This is a genomic window from Rhodococcus sp. GXMU-t2271 (genome assembly GCF_041414735.1).
Lineage (GTDB): Bacteria > Actinomycetota > Actinomycetes > Mycobacteriales > Mycobacteriaceae > Rhodococcus > Rhodococcus indonesiensis.
Map to the genome: position 1 here is coordinate 1 of NZ_JAUIZP010000067.1, position 18,528 is coordinate 18,528.

At 70.8% G+C, this 18,528-nt stretch carries 18 protein-coding genes; 10 read left to right on the top strand and 8 right to left on the bottom strand.

From position 1 onward, the window contains the following. The 3 genes from QYS60_RS23420 to QYS60_RS23430 all read left to right on the top strand — a co-directional run. A partial coding sequence (locus tag QYS60_RS23420; protein WP_371384409.1) for a cbb3-type cytochrome c oxidase subunit I occupies positions 1-493 on the top strand: 493 nt, incomplete at its 5' end. A gap of 1 nt (position 494) precedes the next feature. Continuing rightward, positions 495-722, top strand: a complete 228-nt coding sequence (locus QYS60_RS23425) for a hypothetical protein (protein WP_289378520.1) — start codon at positions 495-497, stop codon at positions 720-722. Positions 723-794: 72 nt separating this feature from the next. Beyond that, positions 795-1,667 (top strand): spermidine synthase, encoded by an 873-nt coding sequence (locus tag QYS60_RS23430; protein ID WP_054370772.1) that lies wholly within the window; start codon positions 795-797, stop codon positions 1,665-1,667. A 5-nt stretch (positions 1,668-1,672) separates the two neighbouring features. Here the strand turns inward: QYS60_RS23430 and QYS60_RS23435 are convergent, their stop codons facing one another. Beyond that, positions 1,673-2,701, bottom strand: coding sequence for a PHP domain-containing protein (locus QYS60_RS23435; RefSeq protein WP_371384410.1), 1,029 nt, complete (start codon positions 2,699-2,701; stop codon positions 1,673-1,675). 39 nt (positions 2,702-2,740) lie between these two features. On the opposite strand from QYS60_RS23435, the gene QYS60_RS23440 reads away from it, so the two are divergent. Both QYS60_RS23440 and QYS60_RS23445 read left to right on the top strand, forming a co-directional pair. Next, entirely contained in the window at positions 2,741-3,403 is a 663-nt protein-coding gene (locus QYS60_RS23440) for a vancomycin high temperature exclusion protein (protein ID WP_371384411.1), read from the top strand. 9 nt (positions 3,404-3,412) lie between these two features. After that, positions 3,413-4,084, top strand: a complete 672-nt coding sequence (locus QYS60_RS23445) for an SDR family oxidoreductase (RefSeq protein ID WP_003935021.1) — start codon at positions 3,413-3,415, stop codon at positions 4,082-4,084. A 58-nt stretch (positions 4,085-4,142) separates the two neighbouring features. On the opposite strand, the gene QYS60_RS23450 is transcribed toward QYS60_RS23445, so the two are convergent. The 5 genes from QYS60_RS23450 to QYS60_RS23470 all read right to left on the bottom strand — a co-directional run bounded on the left by QYS60_RS23450 (position 4,143) and on the right by QYS60_RS23470 (position 9,546). Next, a complete protein-coding gene (locus QYS60_RS23450) occupies positions 4,143-5,171 on the bottom strand; it encodes a DUF6777 domain-containing protein (protein WP_371384412.1) in 1,029 nt (342 codons plus the stop codon). Between the two features lie 51 nt (positions 5,172-5,222). Beyond that, a complete protein-coding gene (locus QYS60_RS23455; protein ID WP_371384413.1) occupies positions 5,223-6,503 on the bottom strand; it encodes a hemolysin family protein in 1,281 nt (426 codons plus the stop codon). Positions 6,504-6,637: 134 nt separating this feature from the next. Next, complete coding sequence (locus QYS60_RS23460; protein WP_371384414.1) at positions 6,638-7,021, bottom strand: nuclear transport factor 2 family protein; 384 nt, start codon at positions 7,019-7,021, stop codon at positions 6,638-6,640. A gap of 148 nt (positions 7,022-7,169) precedes the next feature. After that, the gene (locus QYS60_RS23465; RefSeq protein WP_371384415.1) at positions 7,170-8,183 is read right to left on the bottom strand and encodes a hemolysin family protein; all 1,014 of its coding nucleotides are present in this window, start codon (positions 8,181-8,183) and stop codon (positions 7,170-7,172) included. Continuing rightward, positions 8,176-9,546, bottom strand: a complete 1,371-nt coding sequence (locus tag QYS60_RS23470) for a hemolysin family protein (RefSeq protein ID WP_371384416.1) — start codon at positions 9,544-9,546, stop codon at positions 8,176-8,178. Before QYS60_RS23470 ends, QYS60_RS23465 begins: the two co-directional genes overlap by 8 nt. Before the next feature lie 276 nt (positions 9,547-9,822). Between QYS60_RS23470 and QYS60_RS23475 the strand changes: the two genes are divergently transcribed. Then, positions 9,823-10,638 carry a lysophospholipase gene (locus QYS60_RS23475; protein WP_371384417.1) on the top strand — a complete coding sequence of 272 codons (816 nt, stop codon included), beginning with the start codon at positions 9,823-9,825 and terminating at the stop codon, positions 10,636-10,638. A 50-nt stretch (positions 10,639-10,688) separates the two neighbouring features. Here the strand turns inward: QYS60_RS23475 and leuS are convergent, their stop codons facing one another. Continuing rightward, positions 10,689-13,550 carry a leucine--tRNA ligase gene (leuS, locus tag QYS60_RS23480; RefSeq protein ID WP_371384418.1) on the bottom strand — a complete coding sequence of 954 codons (2,862 nt, stop codon included), beginning with the start codon at positions 13,548-13,550 and terminating at the stop codon, positions 10,689-10,691. A 104-nt stretch (positions 13,551-13,654) separates the two neighbouring features. On the opposite strand from leuS, the gene QYS60_RS23485 reads away from it, so the two are divergent. Both QYS60_RS23485 and QYS60_RS23490 read left to right on the top strand, forming a co-directional pair. Beyond that, the gene (locus QYS60_RS23485; RefSeq protein WP_289381666.1) at positions 13,655-14,059 is read left to right on the top strand and encodes an SdpI family protein; all 405 of its coding nucleotides are present in this window, start codon (positions 13,655-13,657) and stop codon (positions 14,057-14,059) included. Positions 14,060-14,132: 73 nt separating this feature from the next. Beyond that, a complete protein-coding gene (locus QYS60_RS23490) occupies positions 14,133-15,266 on the top strand; it encodes a response regulator transcription factor (protein ID WP_371384419.1) in 1,134 nt (377 codons plus the stop codon). A gap of 23 nt (positions 15,267-15,289) precedes the next feature. Here the strand turns inward: QYS60_RS23490 and QYS60_RS23495 are convergent, their stop codons facing one another. Then, a complete protein-coding gene (locus QYS60_RS23495) occupies positions 15,290-15,943 on the bottom strand; it encodes a hemerythrin domain-containing protein (RefSeq protein WP_119700236.1) in 654 nt (217 codons plus the stop codon). Between the two features lie 116 nt (positions 15,944-16,059). Here QYS60_RS23495 and QYS60_RS23500 point away from each other — a divergent pair, with 116 nt between their 5' ends. Together QYS60_RS23500 and QYS60_RS23505 are read left to right on the top strand one after the other, a co-directional pair. Continuing rightward, positions 16,060-17,013, top strand: a complete 954-nt coding sequence (locus QYS60_RS23500) for a DUF1648 domain-containing protein (RefSeq protein ID WP_371384420.1) — start codon at positions 16,060-16,062, stop codon at positions 17,011-17,013. A gap of 113 nt (positions 17,014-17,126) precedes the next feature. Continuing rightward, the gene (locus tag QYS60_RS23505; RefSeq protein ID WP_289380674.1) at positions 17,127-18,515 is read left to right on the top strand and encodes a glutamate decarboxylase; all 1,389 of its coding nucleotides are present in this window, start codon (positions 17,127-17,129) and stop codon (positions 18,513-18,515) included. The last annotated feature ends 13 nt before the right edge of the window (positions 18,516-18,528 follow it).

The following is an 18,528-nucleotide window of genomic DNA, read 5'->3' on the forward strand; positions in this document are numbered from 1 at the left end:
CATCTACTTCTGGTTCCCGAAGATGACCGGGCGCATGCTCGACGACCGCCTCGCCAAGTGGCACTTCTGGCTGACCTTCCTCGGTTTCCACACCACGTTCCTGGTGCAGCACTGGGTGGGCAACGAGGGCATGCCGCGTCGCTACGCCGACTACCTGCCGTCGGACGGGTTCACCACCTTGAACATCGTCTCGACCATCGGTGCCTTCGTGCTCGGCGCCTCGACCCTGCCGTTCCTGTGGAACGTGTTCAAGAGCTACCGGTACGGGCAGGTCGTCACCGTCGACGACCCGTGGGGCTACGGCAACTCCCTCGAGTGGGCGACGAGCTGCCCGCCGCCGCGGCACAACTTCTACGAGCTGCCGCGCATCCGCTCCGAGCGGCCCGCGTTCGAGCTGCACTACCCGCACATGAGCGAGAAGATGCGCTCCGAGGCCCACGTAGGCTGGGGTTCGCACGCCCAGACCGCCCGCGCGCTCGAGGGGACGCGCTGACATGGAGGACGGACGCCGGTTCCGCCGGTACGCGACGCTCGGCGAGACCCGTACCCGGCCCGACCCGACGGCCCTGCTGGTCGCGATGCTGGTGCTGGCGGTGCTGCTCGCCTCCCCGTGGTGGCTGTCGCCGGTCCCGGCCGTGCTGCTGATCGTCGCGGCGGCCGTCGGAACGGTCGCGGTCGGCGCTACGAGCCGCAGAACCATCGTGCCGACCCGCTGGTCGTAGCTGCACAGTCGGTCAGCCGGACCTGCCGGCCGGGCCCCGACGGTTCCCGGCGGTCCGGCTACCCTCGATCCCATGGGCAGGCAGCGGGAGCGTCGGGCCGCGGCGGGGTCCGGTCGCGGTCCGGCCGAGGGCATCCACGACATCGACACCGGCACCTGTGAACTCGTCAAGGATCGGTACCGGCCCGACGGCTGGGTGCTCGAGGTCAACGGCGTGCCCAGCTCCCATATCGATCTCACCGATCCCACGCTGCTCGAGTTCGAGTACATGCGGTGGATCGCTCACCTGCTCGAGTCGCAACGGCCGCGCGACGAACGGCTGCGGGTCCTGCACCTCGGCGGCGGAGCCTGCACGATGGCCCGCTACCTCGCCGCCACCTACCCGGACGCGCGGCAGGTGGTGGTCGAGATCGACGGCCGGCTCGCCGAATTGGTGCGGGACTGGTTCGACCTGCCCCGCGCCCCGCTGCTGCGGATTCGGGTGGGGGAGGCCCGCGCGGTCCTGACCTCCCTGACCGACGCGACCCGCGACGTGATCATCCGCGACGTCTTCGCGATCAACCGCACGCCCGTCGCGCTGACCACCGTCGAGTTCACCCGGCACGCCCGCCGGGTCCTCGATGCGGGCGGTGTCTACGTCGTCAACTGCGGTGACACCCGGGATCTGACCACCGCCCGGCGGGAAGCAGCCACCATCGGCAGCGTCTTCGCGCACACCGCGATCATCGCCGATCCCGCGATGCTCAAGGGCCGGCGCTACGGCAACATCGTCATCGCCGGTAGCGACGCACCGCTCGGCGAGTCACCGGCACTCGCCCGCGAACTGCTCGGCGGCGGCGTGCCCGCCCAGGTGTGGACCGACGCGCAGGTCCGCCGGTTCGCCGCCGACGCCCGCGTCCTCCTCGACGCCGAGTGCCGCCCGGGCGGCGAAGTCGCGGCCGGCTGACCTCGTCACCGGGACCGGCCCGCGGTCCAGGCGAGCAGGTCCTCGACCGGCCAGGCGTTGACCACGTCCTCGGGTTCCACCCCGCGTTCGGCGGCACGTTCACAGCCGTACCCGATCCAGTCCAGCTGTCCGGGCGCGTGCGCGTCGGTGTCGATCGCGAAGCGGCAGCCGAGATTCAGCGCCAGGTCGATCAGCCGCTCCGGCGGGTCCTGCCGCTCGGGGCGGGCGTTGATCTCCACCGCCGTGCCGTGATCGCGGCACGCCGAGAACACCGCCTCGGCGTCGAAACGCGACTCCGGGCGGGTGCCGCGACCGCCCTGCACCAGCCGGCCCGTGCAGTGCCCGAGCACGTCGACGTGCGGATTCTGCACCGCCTTCAGCATCCGCTTCGTCAGGATCGACCGGTCGGCCCGCAGATTCGAGTGCACGCTGGCCACCACGACGTCGAGTTCGGCCAACAGTCCCTCGTCCTGGTCGAGCGTGCCGTCGTCGAGGATGTCCACCTCGATCCCGGTGAGAATGCGGAAGGAGCTGCCGCTGTCGGCGAAGACCCGATTGAGATCGGCGACGACTCCCAGCTGGTTGCGCAGCCGCTCGGCGGTGAGACCGTTGGCCACCTTCAGCCGGGGTGAGTGGTCGGTCAGCGCGCAGTACCGGCGTCCGAGCGCTGCGGCGGTCCGCATCATCTCGGCGATCGGGCTGCCGCCGTCCGACCAGTCCGAGTGCACGTGGAGATCGCCCTGCAGAGCCTCGAGCAGGCCCGCGCCGCCGCGGCCGATCGGCTCGGCCTCCTCGCGCAGTTGCCGCAGGTAGGCGGGGACGCCGTCGAAGGATTCGCGGATCACGGTGGCGGTCTTCGGCCCGATTCCGGGCAGGGCCGTCCAGCTGTCCGCCCGGCGCCGCGCGGCACGTTGGTCCGGGTCGAGCCGGGCGACGATGTCGGCGGCGTGGCGGTACGCCTTCACGCGGTAGCTCTCGGCGCGGTCGCGTTCGAGCCAGAACGCGACCTCCCGCAGGGCGTCCACCGGGTCCATGCGTCCATTCTGGCCACGGTGGTCCGTAGCGTGGGGCGCATGCGCACAAATGCGAGGTGGCGACGGACACTGACCGGAACCGCGATGGGGGTGGCCGGCGGGACGCTGGTACTGGCCGGCGTCGCGGCCCGGGTCGCGACGCCCGCGGCCGGGCGGTTGTACACCGTCGCCGATGCGCCGAGCGCGCCGGTGGTGATCGTGCCGGGTGCCCGCGTCCGGAACGGATGGCCCATGGCGATGCTGCGCGGACGCCTCGACGTGGCTGTCGCGCTGCTCGCGGACGGCCGCGCGTGCCGCGTACTCGTCTCGGGCGACGCGGCAGGCCGCTCCGGGGACGAGATCGCGGCGATGACCGGTTATCTGGTGGCGCACGGCGTGGGACGGGAAGTCATCGCCACCGACCCGTACGGGCTCGACACGTACGACACCTGCCTGCGCGCCGCGCAGGTCTACGGGGTGACGACGGCGGTGATCGCCACCCAGGGATTCCATCTGCCGCGGGCCGTCGCGCTGGGGAGGCGGGCGGGGATCGACATGGCCGGGGTGATCGCGGAGTGCGACTGCCGGCTGCGCACCCGGGTGCGCAACGTCCTGCGTGAGTATGTGCTGTCTCGTCCGAAAGCACTTGTGGAGATGCATTTTCCGCGCCCTCCGCGCGTGACGGCGACCGCGGGCGAGGCGTCGGCGGGGATCCTCGCCTAGGGTCGTCGCATGCGACCTTCAGCCCTGATCACCGGTGGCAGCCGCGGCGTCGGCGCCGCCATCGCCCGGGAACTCGCCCCCAGTCACGACCTGCTGCTCGGCGGCCGCCGCGCGGAGTCGCTCCGGGCGATCTGCGCGGAGCTTCCGCAGGCGGCCCCGTGGCCGGTCGACCTGCTCGACCACGAGGCGGTGGCTGCGGCCTGCTCGGGAATCGACCGGTTGGACGTGCTGGTGCACAACGCGGGGCTCGCCGAACTCGGGACGATCGCCGACGGCGGAATCGCGCAGTGGCGGGAGATGTTCGAGGCGAACGTGGTGGCGGTGGTGGAGCTGACGCGGCTGCTCCTGCCGGCGCTGCGGGCTGCGAAAGGCCATGTCGTGCTGCTCAATTCGGGGGCCGGGCTGAACGCGAAGGCCGGCTGGGGCGCATACGCCGCCAGCAAGTTCGCGTTGCGGGCCTTCGCCGACGTTCTGCGGCAGGAGGAGCCGGCGCTGCGGGTGACGTCGGTGCATCCGGGCCGGATCGACACCGACATGCAGCGTGCGATCGTTGCGAGCGAGGGCCGAAGCTACGAGCCGGAGCGCTTCCTGAAGGCGTCGACCGTGGCACTGGCGGTGGGGCAGGCCGTTCGGACCCCGTCGGACGCGCACCCGACCGAGATCGTACTGCGGCCCCGCTAGCCGTCGGCGCAGGAACGACAGCGGCCGCGCCGTCGGCGCCGGAACGACAGGGTCGGCGTCAGAACGGCAGTGGAATCACGACCGGCGCCCCGTTCGGCAACTGGATTCGGATCTGGGGTGGCGGCGGTGGGGCAGGGGCCGGTACCGGGGCAGGGGCCGGTGCCGGAGGAGGTGGCTCCGGCGCAGGCGGTGGGGGAGGTGGTGGGGGTGGCGGCGGTGGAGGCGGCGGTGGAGGCGGCGGTGGAGGCGGTGGCGGCGCCGGTGCCCGCGGCGCGGGCGCTGCGATCTCCGCGTCCGGCGCCGGCGGTACGGGTGCCGGTTCCGGTGCGGGCGGCGGTAGCGGGTCGGCAGCCCCGGGCGCCGGCTGCTTGGGACCGGCACCGATGGGCACCGCCAGCAGATTCCCGGTGGTGACGTCGACGACGGTCAGTTCGCCGACCGGCACGGCTCCCGGCTGCACGACGAACAACCGCTCCTCGTCGAGGCCGGACCAGCGTTCCCCTTCGATCTCCTGACCCGAGGACAGAACGGGGGAGAGCAGGGGACTGCCCGGCGCACATCGCACGCGGGGCACTCCCCGGTCGTCGACCAGCACGACGGTTCCGGTCTCGAGGACCGACTGCACGGGCACCGCACGTCCCTCGCGGTACTCGTGATCGGTGACCCGGGTGTCCGCCCGCAGCAGCACCGGTGTCAGGGTGCGCAGGTATCCGCGGGCGTCGGCGATGTCGAACACGTCGAGCCAGGCCTCCCGCTTGACCGGGTCCTGCTCGAGCGTGCCGGCGAGCCGCTCCCGGTCGCACAGCTCACGTTCGAGGCTGCCGCCGTAGAGCCCGGTCCGGTCCCCGGACACCGTCACCGGGCCACCGTCGGGCACGGGAAGCTCGGCCTGCGGTGCCGGTGGAACGGCGACCGGCACCTGATCCGGCAGGAGCAGACCGCTCCACGGATGCTCGCCCCGCGAGGTCGCCAGGTCCAGGCGAACCAGCTCGGTCCGCGACGGACCGTCCGTGGAGCATCCCCCCACGGCGAGCGCAGTCAGCGCGAGTACCATCCCGAATCCGCGCGCAGCGGTGCCGGCGGCCACCCGCCCATGGTAGGCGGAACCCCTCCGCGCCTCGGGTGCTTTCGGTCGGCTTCAGCCGTCGGACGTCAGGCGCACGCGGGCGATCCTGTGGCCGTCCAGTTCGCTCACGGTGAGACGGTGACCGTCGAGGGTGATGCTGTCGCCGAGTCGTGGCAGCCGCTGGAGACGGTGGACCACGCACCCCGCGACGGTCTCGTAGGGGCCCTTCGGCAGCCCGATCCCGGTGGCGCGTTCGAAGTCCTCGACGATCAGCAGACCGTCCACCTGCTGCGTGCCGGCCTGCGCCGGCGCGGACGGGGGCGCAGCCTGCTGGGTGGGTTCGAATTCGTCGCCGATCTCGCCGACGATCTCCTCGACGATGTCTTCGAGTGTCGCGATTCCGGCGGTGCCGCCGTACTCGTCGACGACTTGGACGATCTGGTCGTTGGTGTGTCGCATCAGCGACAGTGTCGCGAGCGCCGGTTTGGAGGCGGGCAGCGAGAGGATGGGCCGGCACACGTCGGCGACGGTCGGGGCGGTCGCCGGATCGGCGAGCAGCAGGTCACGCAGGTGCACGAAGCCCACGACGTCGTCGAGCGACGTGCCGACGACCGGATACCGGCTGTGCGCGCCTGCCAGTGCCTGTTCGCACGCCGCCGGGAGCGGGGTGTCGGCGGGCAGGAAGTCGACCTCGGTGCGCGGGCGCATCACCTCGAGCAGCGATCGCTGTCCGGCGTCGAACACCTCGGCGAGCACCGTGCGCTCGTCCTCCGGCACCGCCGAATGACTGAGCAACAGATCGCGCAACTCCTCGTGGGTGATCTCCTCGGTCCGGCGCGCCGGATCGGCTCCGAGCAGCCGGACGAGCCCGTCCGTGGAGACCGACAACAGCCAGATCACCGGTCGCATCAGGGTGGCGAACCGGTCCAGGGCCGGTGCGGTCAGCAACGACACCCCGGTGGACCGTTGCAGAGCGATGCGCTTGGGGACGAGTTCACCGAGGACCAGGGAGAGGTAGGCGATCACCAGCGTGGTGCCCGTCAAGGCGACGGCGCTCGCCGCTGCGGCGGGCAGCCCCCACGATTCGAGCGTCGGGACGAGATCGGGGGCGATAGTGGAGGCACCGTAGGCGGCGGAGAAGAACCCGGCCACGGTGACGCCGATCTGCACCGCGGACAGGAAGCGGTTGGGGTTCTTCGCCAGCTCGGCCGTCCGGCGACCCCGCCGGCCCCGCTCCTCGAGCGCACGGATCTGGCTCTCCCGCAGAGACACGAGGGCCAGCTCGGTGCCGGCGAAGACGCCGCCGATCAGGACGAACACCAGGACCAGGAGGATGTCGGCGAGCGCGGTCATGGCGGCCACCCGGGACCGTCGGCCATGTCGTGTCACCTCATCGGGAAGACGCGAAATACGACTTCCAGTCTAGGAGAGCCCCGACTATTCGGACACCGGCCGCGCCTAGGGGCGGATGTTCCACGTGAAACAGCTCAGGAGGCGGGGACGGTCTGCATGTCCTCCTGGCTCCAGTAGGCCTTCATGCTGGTGATCCGGGCGTCGTCGTCGAACGTCATGACATCGACGACCTCCATGACGAGGTCCTGCTCGCCGAGATGCGTGGTCAGCCGGAAGAGAAAGGCGACGTTGCCGCCGGCGATCTTCAGGGTGAGCAGCTCGCCGGTCTGGGTGAGCGGCTCGATCATCGCGTAGAACTCGCGCAGGGACTCCTCGGTGGTGCGCACGTCGGTGCCCACCGGGTCCTCGACCGTGGCTCCGGGAGCGTAGAGGGCGAGCACCTCGTCGGTGGTCCCTTTCGCCACCGACCGGATGTAGGACTCGACGGTGGCGCGGATCGCGGCGGGAGTGGGGGCCATGCGGAAACCTCCATTGCTAGAACGCGTTCTAGCAATGGAGGTTAGCAGCGCACGCCGGGACTGGGAATGCCCGGCGTGCGCCGCTGCCTCGCGGCTGTGGGCCCGGAACGGCTCAGGGGCCCGGAACGGCTCAGGGGCCCGGAACGGCTCAGGCCCCCGCGTCGACGGTCGGCAGCAGCCGTTCGAGGACGTCGGCGAGGGTGATCAACCCGACCACCTGTCCGTCGTCGGTGACGGTGGCCAGGTGGTTGCGGGTCTCGCGCATGGTGCGCAGCGCCTCGTACACCGGAACCGTCGCCTCGAGCGTCAGCGCCGGGCGCATCAACTCGGCGGCGGTGATCCCCGCCGCGGCGTGCAGACTGTCCCGCACGTGCACCACCCCGTCCACATGTCCGTTGCCGCGCACGAGCAGGCGCAGGTGCCCGGTGCGCCGGGCGGTGTCCTGGATCTGCGCGGCGTCCGCGTCGGGCCGGACACTGCTCGGGCGGGCGTTGGGGCGGACGATGTCGCCGACGGTCAGCGCCTCGAGTTCGAGGGCGCTGGTCAGGTGGCCGTGGTAGCGCTCGTCGAGGGTGCCCACGGTGGCCGAGTGCTCGACCAGGTGCCGCAACGCGTCCGGGTCCTGTCCGGTACCGACCTGGTCGACCGGGACGACCCCGACCCGCCGCAGGCACCAGTTGGCCAGGTGGTTGAGCTGCACGATCACCGGGCGGGTGACCCACATGAACGCCCGCATCGGAAGCGCGAGCAGGGTCGCCGACTTCTCCGGGTGCGCGATCGCCCAGGACTTCGGGGCCATCTCGCCGACCACCAGATGCAGGAACGTCACGATGATCAGCGCCAGGACGAACCCGGCGACGTCCGCCAGCCACAGCGGCGCACCCCAGTTCTCGAAGGCCGGGGTGAGCCAATGGTGCACGGCGGGCTTGGTCACCGCGCCGAGGGCCAGGGTGCACACGGTGATGCCGAGCTGGGACCCGGCGAGCAGGACCGACAGTTCCGAGGCGCTGCGCAACGCCGCGCGGGCCGAGCGGCTGTGCGGGGCGGCGTCCTCGAGGCGGTGCCGGCGCGCGGCGATGAGCGCGAACTCCACCGCGACGAAGAAGGCACTCGCCGCGATCAGGCCGACCGTCACCGCGAGCACGATCCAGGGGTTACTCATCGTCGCTCACCTCGTGATCGGTCCGTACGGTCACCAGCACCGACGCCGGCACGTGCCGGTCGATCCCACGGACCTCCGCGAGCAGGGTCCGCGTCGGGGGCGAGTTCCCGTGCACCAGCTCCGCCGGATCGGGTTCGAGCGGGATCGCGACGGTGTCGCCGACGGCGGGCAGGCCGCCGAACTCGGCGATAACCAGCCCGGCGAGGGTCTCGAAGTCGCCCTCCGGCAGCTCGTGGCCGAGGGTGCGGGCGACCTCGTCGAGGTGCACGTCGCCGCGGATCACCCAACCCTCACCCTGACGGGTGATCACCTGCGTCTCGACGGCGGTGTCGTGTTCGTCGGCGATCTCCCCGACGAGTTCCTCGGCCATGTCCTCGACGGTGACGATGCCGGCGAAGCCGCCGTACTCGTCGACCACCAGGGCCATCTCCTCGTGCCCCTCGGTGAGCCGGGCCAGCACGTCCGGCAGCGGCAGGGTGGTGGGCACGATCACCGCGGGCCGGCACACCACCTCGGCCGTCCCGGCCGAGGTGTCGCGTGCGAGCAGATCGTGCAGGTGCACGACCCCGCGCAGATCGTCGGCGGACTCACCGACCACCGGGTACCGGGTGTGCCCCGCGCTCATCCGTGTCAGCACCTGCGTGATCGGCTCCCCGGCCCGGACGTAGTCCACCCGCGCCCGCGGGATCATGGCGTGCTCGGCGGTGCGGGTCGGGAAGTCGAGGATCCGGTCGAGCAGCGTCGACAACTCCTTGGGCAGCTCGCCGGCCTCCCGGGATTCGGCCACGATGTGCTCGAGGTCGCGGACGGTGGCCGAGTGCTCCACGTCGTGCACCGGTTCGATCCGCAGCGCGCGCAGCAGCAGGTTCGACGAGGCGTCGAACAACTTGATCAGCCAGCCGAACAGTTTCAGATACAGCGTGGTCGACAGCGCCAGCCACCGCGCGACCGGCTCGGGCCGGGCGATGGCCAGGTTCTTCGGGAACAGCTCACCGAACACCATCTGCACCACGGTCGAGAACAGCACCGCCAGCACCGTGCCAACCGCCACTCCGACTGCGGTGGGGATCCCGACACCGCCGAGGAGTTCGCCGAGGCCGCTGCCGATGAGCGGTTCGGCGACGTAGCCGACGAGCAGGCCGGTGACCGTGATGCCCAGCTGAGCGCCGGAGAGCATGAAGGAGGTGCGGCGGGTGACCGACAGGGCGCGGGCAGCGGCAGTGTCACCGGCTTCGGCACGCGCCTTGAGCCGGGACCGGTCCACCGCCATGTAGGCGAATTCCTGGGCCACGAAATAGCCGGTCAGGGCCGTGATGGCCAGGACCACGAGGATGCCGAGTGCGATACCGAGGGCGGTCAGCACGGTCGGCTCCGATGAGCGGTGACGGGCGGGCCGTCACTCGGGGGCGGGGAGGGTCTTCGAGGTTTGCGCTTGGCGCGTCTCATGGCTCTCTCTGCGATAGACGACGAATTCCTGTCACAGAATACGACGAACCGGGCCGCGGACGAGTTCCCGCGTGCGAGGCCGACCCGGTCACAGCGTCCGGCGTCGAGGCCCGACACCCGGCGCGGATACCGCGCCGGAGCCGCCGGTAGTGCTTGGCTGTCCTGGCACACGGCCACACCACGAGGAGCCTCGATGAGCGAGACCACCACCTTCCCCCTGCCCGGGCACGCCGGCACCCTGGACGCCCGGTGCTGGTACCACGACCACCCGCGGTACGTCGTGCTGCTGTGCCACGGCTACGGCGAGCACGCCGGTCGCTACGAGTACGTGGCCACCCGGCTGGTCGCCGACGGTGCCGTGGTCTACGCCGTCGACCATGCAGGGCACGGGCTCAGCGACGGCGAACGCGTCCTGATCGAGGATTTCGAGAGGGTCGTCGACGACTTCCGCCTGCTCCACGCCAAAGCCCGCAGCGAGCATCCCGGCCTGCCCGTGGTGCTCGTCGGGCACTCGATGGGCGGGATGATCGCCGCCCGGTACGCGCAGCGCTACGGCTCCGAACTCGCCGCGGTGGTCCTGTCCGGCCCGGTGCTGGGCCGCTGGCCCGCGCTCGAAGCGATGCTCGCGGCGGAGGAGATCCCGGACGCCCCCCTCGACCCGTCGACGCTGTCACGCGATCCGGAGGTGGGCCGCGCGTACGTGGCGGATCCGCTCGTGTGGCACGGTCCGTTCAAGCGGCCGACCGTCGAGGCGCTGCAGTACTGTCTCGACGCGATCACCGCCGCCGGTGCTGTCGGCGACGTGCCCGTGCTGTGGCTGCACGGCGAGGACGACCTGCTCGTCCCGATCGCGGGCAGCCGCGAGGGCTGGGCCACGTTTGCCGGACCGCGGTCGACGTCGAAGGTGTATCCCGGTGCGCGGCACGAGATCTTCAACGAGACCAACCGCGACGAGGTGCTCGACGACGTGGTCGATTTCGTGCGTGGTGTCCTTCCGGATCGGAGGTGATCCGGAAGGACACCATGTCACAGCGCGTCAGCGCACCGCGTCACGGCGCGTCAGCGCACCACGTTCACCATCTTGCCCGGCACGACGATCACCTTCCGGGGCGCCGCGCCCTCGAGGAGAGTGGTGATCTTCTCGTCCGCGAGGGCGGCGGCCTCGATCGCCTCCCGAGCCGCGTCCGCCGGCACGGTGATGCGGCTGCGCACCTTGCCGTTGACCTGGATCGGGTACTCGACCGTGTCCTCGACGAGCCACTTCTCGTCCGCGACGGGGAAGGGGCCGTGCGCGAGCGACTCGGTGTGCCCGAGCCGGGACCACAGTTCCTCGGCGAGGTGCGGGGCGACGGGCGCCAGCATGAGCACGAGCGGTTCCACCGCCGTCCGCGGCGCACCGTCCGGGTACGCCGTGGTGAGGTGGTTGGTGTACTCGATCAGCTTGGCGATGGCAGTGTTGTCGCGCAGGCCCGCGTAGTCGTCGGACACACCCGCGATCGCCTTGTTGAGGGCGCGCAGGGTCTCGTCGGTCGGCTCGGCGTCGGTGACCCGCAGCGTGCCGGTCTCCTCGTCGATCGCGGCTCGCCACACCCGCTGCAGGAACCGCTGCGCGCCGACGACGTCCTTGGTCGCCCACGGCCGGGACTGGTCCAGCGGGCCCATCGACATCTCGTACACCCGCAGCGTGTCGGCGCCGTAGTCGTCGCAGATCTGGTCCGGCCCGACGGAGTTCTTCAGGGACTTGCCCATCTTGCCGTACTCGCGGTGCACTTCCTCGCCCTGGTAGAGGAACTTCCCGTCGCGCTCCTCGACCTCCTCGGCGGGCACGTACACGCCACGCGAATCGGTGTAGGCGTACGCCTGGATGTAGCCCTGGTTGAACAGACGCCGGTACGGCTCGGACGACGTGACGTAGCCGAGGTCGAACAGCACCTTGTGCCAGAACCGCGCGTAGAGCAGGTGCAGCACGGCGTGCTCGACACCGCCGACGTACAGGTCGACGCCGCCGGGGTCGTGCGGACCGTGGATCTGCGGACGCGGACCGGTCCAGTACGCCTCGTTCTCCTTGGCGCAGAACTCGTCGCTGTTCGTCGGATCGATGTAGCGGAGCTGGTACCACGAGCTGCCGGCCCACTGCGGCATCACGTTGGTGTCGCGCGTGTAGTGCTGCAGCCCGTCACCGAGGTCGAGCTCGACGTTCACCCACTCCTCGGCCTTGGCCAGCGGCGGCGACGGCTCCGAGCTCGCGTCCTCGGGATCGAACGACACCGGCGCGTAGTCCTCGACGTCCGGAAGTTCCACCGGCAGAGCCGATTCCGGCAGGGCGTGCGGATTGCCGTCGGCGTCGTAGACGACGGGGAACGGCTCGCCCCAGTACCGCTGCCGCGCGAACAGCCAGTCCCGCAGCTTGTACTGGATGGTGCCGGTGCCCGCGCCGGACTCCTCGAGCGTCGCGATGATCGCCTTCTTCGCGTCCGCGACGCTCAGCCCGTTCAGCTCACCGGAGTTCACGAGGGTTCCGTCGCCGGTGTACGCCTCTTGCGAGATGTCACCGCCCGCAATCACTTCCACGATCGGCAGACCGAACTCGGTGGCGAACTCCCAGTCGCGCTGATCGTGACCGGGCACGGCCATGATCGCGCCCGTGCCGTACCCGGTGAGCACGTAGTCCGCGATGAACACCGGCAGCGACTGCCCGTTGACCGGGTTGACGGCGTAGGCGCCGAGGAAGACGCCGGTCTTCTCCTTGCTCTCCTGCCGCTCGAGATCCGACTTCGCGGCGATGGATGCCCGGTAGCCGGCGACGGCCTCTGCCGGGGTGGCAGCGCCACCGGTCCAGCGCTCGTCGACCCCCTCCGGCCACGCACCGGCGACGATCTCGTCGACGAGCGCGTGCTCGGGCGCCAGCGTGACGTAGGTGGCACCGAACAGGGTGTCGGGGCGGGTGGTGAACACCTCGATGTCGTGGCCGGTCTTTGCATCGCCCGCGCCCCGCACCGCGAACTTCACCTGCGCCCCGTGCGAGCGCCCGATCCAGTTGCGCTGCATGGTCTTGACCTTCTCGGGCCAGTCCAGGTACTCGAGGTCGTCGATGAGCCGGTCGGAGTAGGCGGTGATCCGCATCATCCACTGCTGCAGGTGCTTGCGGAACACCGGGAAGTTGCCGCGCTCGGAGCGGCCGTCGGCGGTGACCTCCTCGTTGGCCAGCACCGTGCCCAGACCCGGGCACCAGTTGACGAGGGAGTCCGAGCGGTACACCAGCCGGTACTCGTCGAGGGCGGCGAGCCGCTCGGCCTTCGACAGCGACGACCAGTCGCGTCCGTCCGCGAGCGTGCGGGTGCCGGCGTCGAGCTCGGCGGCGAGCTCGTCGATGCGGCGCGCCCGGTTCTGCTCCGGGTCGTACCAGGCGTTGTAGATGGTCAGGAAGATCCACTGGGTCCAGTGGTAGAACTCGACGTCCGTCGTCGCGACCGAGCGGCGCTCGTCGTGGCCCAGCCCCAGCCGGCGCAGCTGCCGCTGCATGTTCTCGATGTTGGCCTCGGTCGTGGTGCGCGGGTGCGTGCCGGTCTGCACCGCGTACTGCTCGGCCGGCAGTCCGAACGCGTCGTAGCCGAGCGTGTGCAGGACGTTGTGGCCCAGCATGCGGTGGTACCGGGCGTAGACGTCGGTGGCGATGTAACCGAGCGGATGCCCGACGTGCAGGCCGGACCCCGAGGGGTAGGGGAACATGTCCTGCACGAACAGCTTGTCGTCGGGGACGTCGCCGGCGAGCGGACCGACCGGGTTCGGCGCGTTGAACGTGCCACGCTCGCGCCACTGATCCTGCCACCGCTGCTCGATCCGGCCGGCGAGATCGGCGGTGTATCGGTGCTGCGGGGTGGCGTCGGACGACGAGGTGGAGGGCTGCACAGGACGAGTCACGGTGGTCGCTATCTACTTGGCTGACGTCGGTTACCTCCGACCAGGGTAGAGCGTGGCCTGCCCCGGCCCGACCAGCGGCTGCGTCTCCCACGTATCCTCGAGGGGTGTTGATCGTCGCCCTCGTACTGTTCGTGCTCGCTCTCGTCGTCGCCGGGGTCGCCGCCGCGGGTCTGACCGGACGGCTGCCGCGCAACCGCTGGGCGGGTGTGCGTACTGCGGAGGCCCTGCGCGACGATAAGACGTTCGCCCTGGCCAACAAGGTCGCCGCTCCCAGCCAGCTCGGTGCGGCGGGCCTGCTCGTCCTCGGCGGCGTGGGCGCGCTCACGCTCGACACTGTCCCGGGCCTGATCGCCGTCGTGGGCGCCGGTATCGCCGCCTTCTTCACCGCCGGTGTCGGCGGTTCCATCGGTGCCCGCGTCGCGGCCGCCAGCGTGCCGGCCGAGACCGCCGGCTGCGGCACGTCGTGCGGGGCGTGCAGCCTGCGCGGCGCCTGCGAGCCGACCGCCTGAGCAAGGCCACCGCCCGAGCGCAAGGATCTGCGGGAGGGTTCCCGAGCGCGCGTTCGGGCGCGATACTGACAGGGTGACCCCGGCACTGGCCGGCGCCCGATTGAGATCCACGATCCGCGATGCGGCCGCCGCGGCGACGGACTCGACCGAGTTCCGGGAGGTCGTCCTGGACGCGATCCGCGCCCGGGTGCCCTACGACGGTGTCTGCCTGGCCACCATCGATCCCGCCGTGCTGATCCCCACCGCGCTGACGACTCGCGGCTACGAGACACCGCGGGTGTACGCGACGGCCCTGGAACTCGAGTACGGTCCCGATCCGGAGCCGAGCCGCTTCGGCTCGCTGGTGGGGCGGGCGGTCCCCATCCGCACCCTCCGGGAGGTGACGGGCGACCATGTGACGAGCAGCCGCCACTACGCCGACCTGCTCGCGCCGAGCGGCCTGCACGACGAAGTCCGCATGCTCTTCCGCGGTCGCGACGGCGCGTGCTGGGGCGCGTGCACGATGGCCAGGCGGCCGGGTTCTGAGTTCGCCGACGAGGAACTCGACACTCTGGGCGCTGTCCTCGTCGACATCGGAGAAGGGTTGCGCACCACGTTGTTCCGTAGCAGCGCGCATGTCCCGGCCCCGGGCCCGGACGGCCCGGCGGTGGCGATCGTCGGACCCGACGACGAGTTCGAGTCGGTCACCGCTTCCGCCCTCGAGTACTTCGAACGACTCGGCTGGGGCCCGCGCGGCAATCCCGAGACCGGTGCGCCCGCGGTGTCTGCAGCATTGTGGCTGCGGCGCTCGGGGGCGGATGCCACCGTCCTGCGGGCCCGTACCCTCGACGGGGAATGGCTCGTGATCCGCGTCGGACGATTCGACAGCGAGCATCCGCCCCGGCGGGTGCTGATGACCGTGGAACGGGCGCAGCTACCCGAGATCGTCACCCTGGTGGCGGCGGCACACGGACTGACGCGGCGTGAATCCGAGGTTCTCGCCTTGCTCCTCGCCGGCAAGACCCGTCACGAGATCGCCCGCTCGCTGGGCATCAGCCCGTACACCGTGCAGGACCATCTGAAGGCGGTGTTCGCCAAGACCGGCGTCAACAGCCGCGCGACCCTGGTCGCCAAGCTCGCACACACCGAGTACGTGCCCCGTCTGGGCACCCCCCTCGGCGCCGACGGCTTCTTCGAGCAACCGCAGCAGCCGGCCCCGGTGAACTGAAGCCGGCGCCTCGGGGACGGCCGTCACCCCCAGCGGCGCACGCGCTGGTAGCGCGGGTTCCACCAGAAGCGGTGGACGAGCCGCAGCGGCACGGGCAATTCGCTCAGCACCCGGCGCGCCTGCTCGGGGGTGGCGCCCTCGACGACGTACGGCCCCAACTGCGCGATGTCGCTGTAGGCAAGTTCCTTCACCGAGGCCTTGGAGAGCGCGCGCCATTCCGGGACGGTGATCACCTCCCGGATGAGCGGAAACGCGTCGCGCTCCTCGTGCGCGAGGTGCGACCGCAGCAGTCCGACGAGGTCGTCGATGCGATGAGGCACCTGCTCCGGCCCGTGCTCCCGATCGTCGAACGCCGCCTCGAGCGCGGCGAGCGTCGGATCGATGAGAGAGTGCTCGGCCTCCATGTCGTCGAGCACCGCGAGATCGTCCGGCCGGTCGGCGAGCTTGCGGCGCATCAGCGGCCAGATGTGCGTGTCCTCGATCCGGTGATGGTGGTGCAGTTCCCGGCTGAAACCGTGCCAGCCGACCAGCAGCGCATCGTGGACCTCGTCGGTCTCGGTGCCGTAGGTCTGTGCCACGTTCGCCAGGCGTCCGACGTCGCGCCGGAACGCCGCGTGCAGCAGCGTCATCACGTCCATGTCGTCGTCGGTCAGGGCAGTGGACTTGGTGGTGGTCATGTCGGCCTCGATCCTGTCGTGCTCGAGTTCTCTCTACGAGCCTGCAGCCCCGGGCACCAGCCCTCAATCCCCCGTTCGTGGGGGTGGTCGACGACGCCGTTTCCTACGCTGGGGCCGTGACCACCCGCCGCGTGATCGACCCCGCCGGGGCCCTGTTCGGACTGGGCCTGCCCCTCGTCGCCGCCGCGGCGACACTGCTGCTGACCCGGGTGTGGGAATCGCAGCTGCCCCCGCGGATCGCGACGCACTGGTCCGGGTCCGCACCGGACGGATTCACGGACCCGGTCTCGTTCTCGTGGACGATGGCGCTGGCGATCCTGCTGATCGGCGGCGGCTGCAGCGCGATCGCGGCGCTGGCCCCCGCGATGCTGCTGATGCGCCGCTACATGCTGGTGCTCGGTCTCGGCGTGACCGGCCTGCTGTCCACCCTGGGTGCGACGGTGCTCGCGAGCCAACTGGACACCCCGGCCGAACAGGCACGGCTGCCGATGTGGAGTATCGGCGCGGGCGTCGCACTCGGCGGCGCCGCCGGGGTGCTCGGCGCGTCCCGGTTGCGGGATCACCGGGTCCGGCGGCCGGCAACCGGCCGCCCGGATCCGGCGCTGCCGCGGGGGCCGGTCGAGCTGCCGATCGTCGAGCAGGTCGGTACCGGGACGCGCACCACTGTGGCGCTTGCGGCGCTGGTGGTGGCACCTGCCGTCGTCGTGTGCGGCGCGGCGCGCAGCTGGTGGCCACTGGCGATCTTCCTGCCGGTCGCCGCGCTCGTGCTGAGCCTGCTGCGCTTCCGCGTCGTCGTCGACGGCGCGGGCGTGCGGGTGCAGAACCTGGGAATGACGGCGGTGGACTACGACCTCGACGAGATCGTCGGCGCGCGGGTCGCGCACGTGCGTCCCTTCCAGGACTGGGGTGGGTGGGGACTGCGCACCAAGGGGCGGGGCCGGTACGGCCTCGTCACGATCACGGGTCCCGCGCTGGTGCTCACCGTCGCCGGCGGGCAGGAGTTCACCGTCACCACGGCGCAGGCGGAACGCATGGCCGGCGCGCTGAACGCGCTCGCCGACCGTCGCTGACCGACCGTCGGCGGATGCCGCTTCCCGAACACGCCGCGAGTCCGCGGCCGATCCGGTCTAATGGGAGCGATTGCCGACGAGTACAGCGATAGCCGACGAGTACGGAGGCCGACGTGAGCCATCGGAAGCGGTTGCACCCGGACGGAGTCCTCGCACCGGCGTACACCGGACGCCTCGACAGCGAGCCGGTTCCGGCGCTACGGTTGCCGGCGCACTCGATGGACCCGGCGGAGGCGTACCGGTACATCCACGACGAACTGATGCTCGACGGCAGTTCGCGGCTGAACCTCGCCACATTCGTCACCACGTGGATGGAGCCGCAGGCCGGCGTGCTCATGGCCGAGACGTTCGACAAGAACCTCATCGACAAGGACGAGTATCCGGCGACGTCGGCGATGGAGGAGCGCTGCGTGGCGATGGTCGCCGAGCTGTTCCACGCGCCGGGCCTGTCCGACGTCGACCCGGGTACGGCGACGGGCGTGTCCACGATCGGCTCGAGCGAGGCGGTGATGCTCGCCGGGCTGGCGCTCAAATGGCGCTGGCGGGCCCGGCGGCAGGCCGCGGGACAGAACACAGCACGCCCGAACCTGGTGCTGGGCAGCAACGTTCAGGTGGTGTGGGAGAAGTTCTGCCGCTACTTCGACGTGGAGGCGAAGTATCTGCCGATGGAACCCGGACGGTACGTCGTCACCCCGGAGCAGGTGCGAGAGGCGGTGGACGAGAACACGATCGGGGTGGTCGCGATCCTCGGCACGACGTACACCGGCGAGCTCGAGCCGGTCGCCGAGATCGCCGCCACGCTCGACGACGTGGCCGCCTCGGGAGGTCCCGACGTGCCGCTGCACGTGGATGCGGCCAGTGGGGGCTTCGTCGTGCCGTTCCTGCAGCCGAAACTGAAGTGGGACTTCCGGGTGCCGCGCGTGGTATCGATCAACGTCAGCGGCCACAAGTACGGACTGACCTATCCGGGCATCGGATTCGTGGTGTGGCGCGACAAGGAACACCTGCCCGAGGAACTGGTCTTCCGGGTCAACTATCTCGGCGGCGACATGCCCACCTTCACCCTGAACTTCTCGCGGCCGGGAAACCAGATCGTCGGCCAGTACTACAACTTCCTGCGGCTCGGCCGCGACGGGTATCGCCGGGTGATGGAGACGCTGCGCTCCACCGCCAGCCGCCTGGCCGAGCAGCTCGCCGGGCTGGAGGGAATGCGCGTGATCTCCGACGGTACCGCCATCCCGGTGATCGCATTCGAGCTGACCGGCGATCCGGGGTTCACCGTATTCGACATCTCGCACGAGCTGCGGGCGGGCGGCTGGCAGGTGCCCGCGTACACCATGCCGGCCGACGCCGAGGAGGTTGCGGTGCTGCGGATCGTGGTCCGGGAGGGGTTCAGTGCCGACCTCGCGCGACAGCTGTTCGCCGACATCGAACGGGTGTGTACCGAATTGCGCAAGGAGGGTCCGCTCCGGCACTCCAGCGAGCAGCACTTCGCGCACTGAGCTCTCACTTCGC

Excerpts from the sequence above, each read along its gene's own strand:
- QYS60_RS23435 (WP_371384410.1), bottom strand. The coding sequence starts at position 2,701 with ATGGACCCGGTGGACGCCCTGCGGGAGGTCGCGTTCTGGCTCGAACGC.
- QYS60_RS23460 (WP_371384414.1), bottom strand. The coding sequence starts at position 7,021 with ATGGCCCCCACTCCCGCCGCGATCCGCGCCACCGTCGAGTCCTACATC.
- QYS60_RS23465 (WP_371384415.1), bottom strand. The coding sequence starts at position 8,183 with ATGAGTAACCCCTGGATCGTGCTCGCGGTGACGGTCGGCCTGATCGCG.
- QYS60_RS23425 (WP_289378520.1), top strand. The coding sequence starts at position 495 with ATGGAGGACGGACGCCGGTTCCGCCGGTACGCGACGCTCGGCGAGACC.
- QYS60_RS23455 (WP_371384413.1), bottom strand. The coding sequence starts at position 6,503 with ATGACCGCGCTCGCCGACATCCTCCTGGTCCTGGTGTTCGTCCTGATC.
- QYS60_RS23445 (WP_003935021.1), top strand. The coding sequence starts at position 3,413 with ATGCGACCTTCAGCCCTGATCACCGGTGGCAGCCGCGGCGTCGGCGCC.
- QYS60_RS23430 (WP_054370772.1), top strand. The coding sequence starts at position 795 with ATGGGCAGGCAGCGGGAGCGTCGGGCCGCGGCGGGGTCCGGTCGCGGT.
- QYS60_RS23475 (WP_371384417.1), top strand. The coding sequence starts at position 9,823 with ATGAGCGAGACCACCACCTTCCCCCTGCCCGGGCACGCCGGCACCCTG.
- QYS60_RS23440 (WP_371384411.1), top strand. The coding sequence starts at position 2,741 with ATGCGCACAAATGCGAGGTGGCGACGGACACTGACCGGAACCGCGATG.
- QYS60_RS23495 (WP_119700236.1), bottom strand. The coding sequence starts at position 15,943 with ATGACCACCACCAAGTCCACTGCCCTGACCGACGACGACATGGACGTG.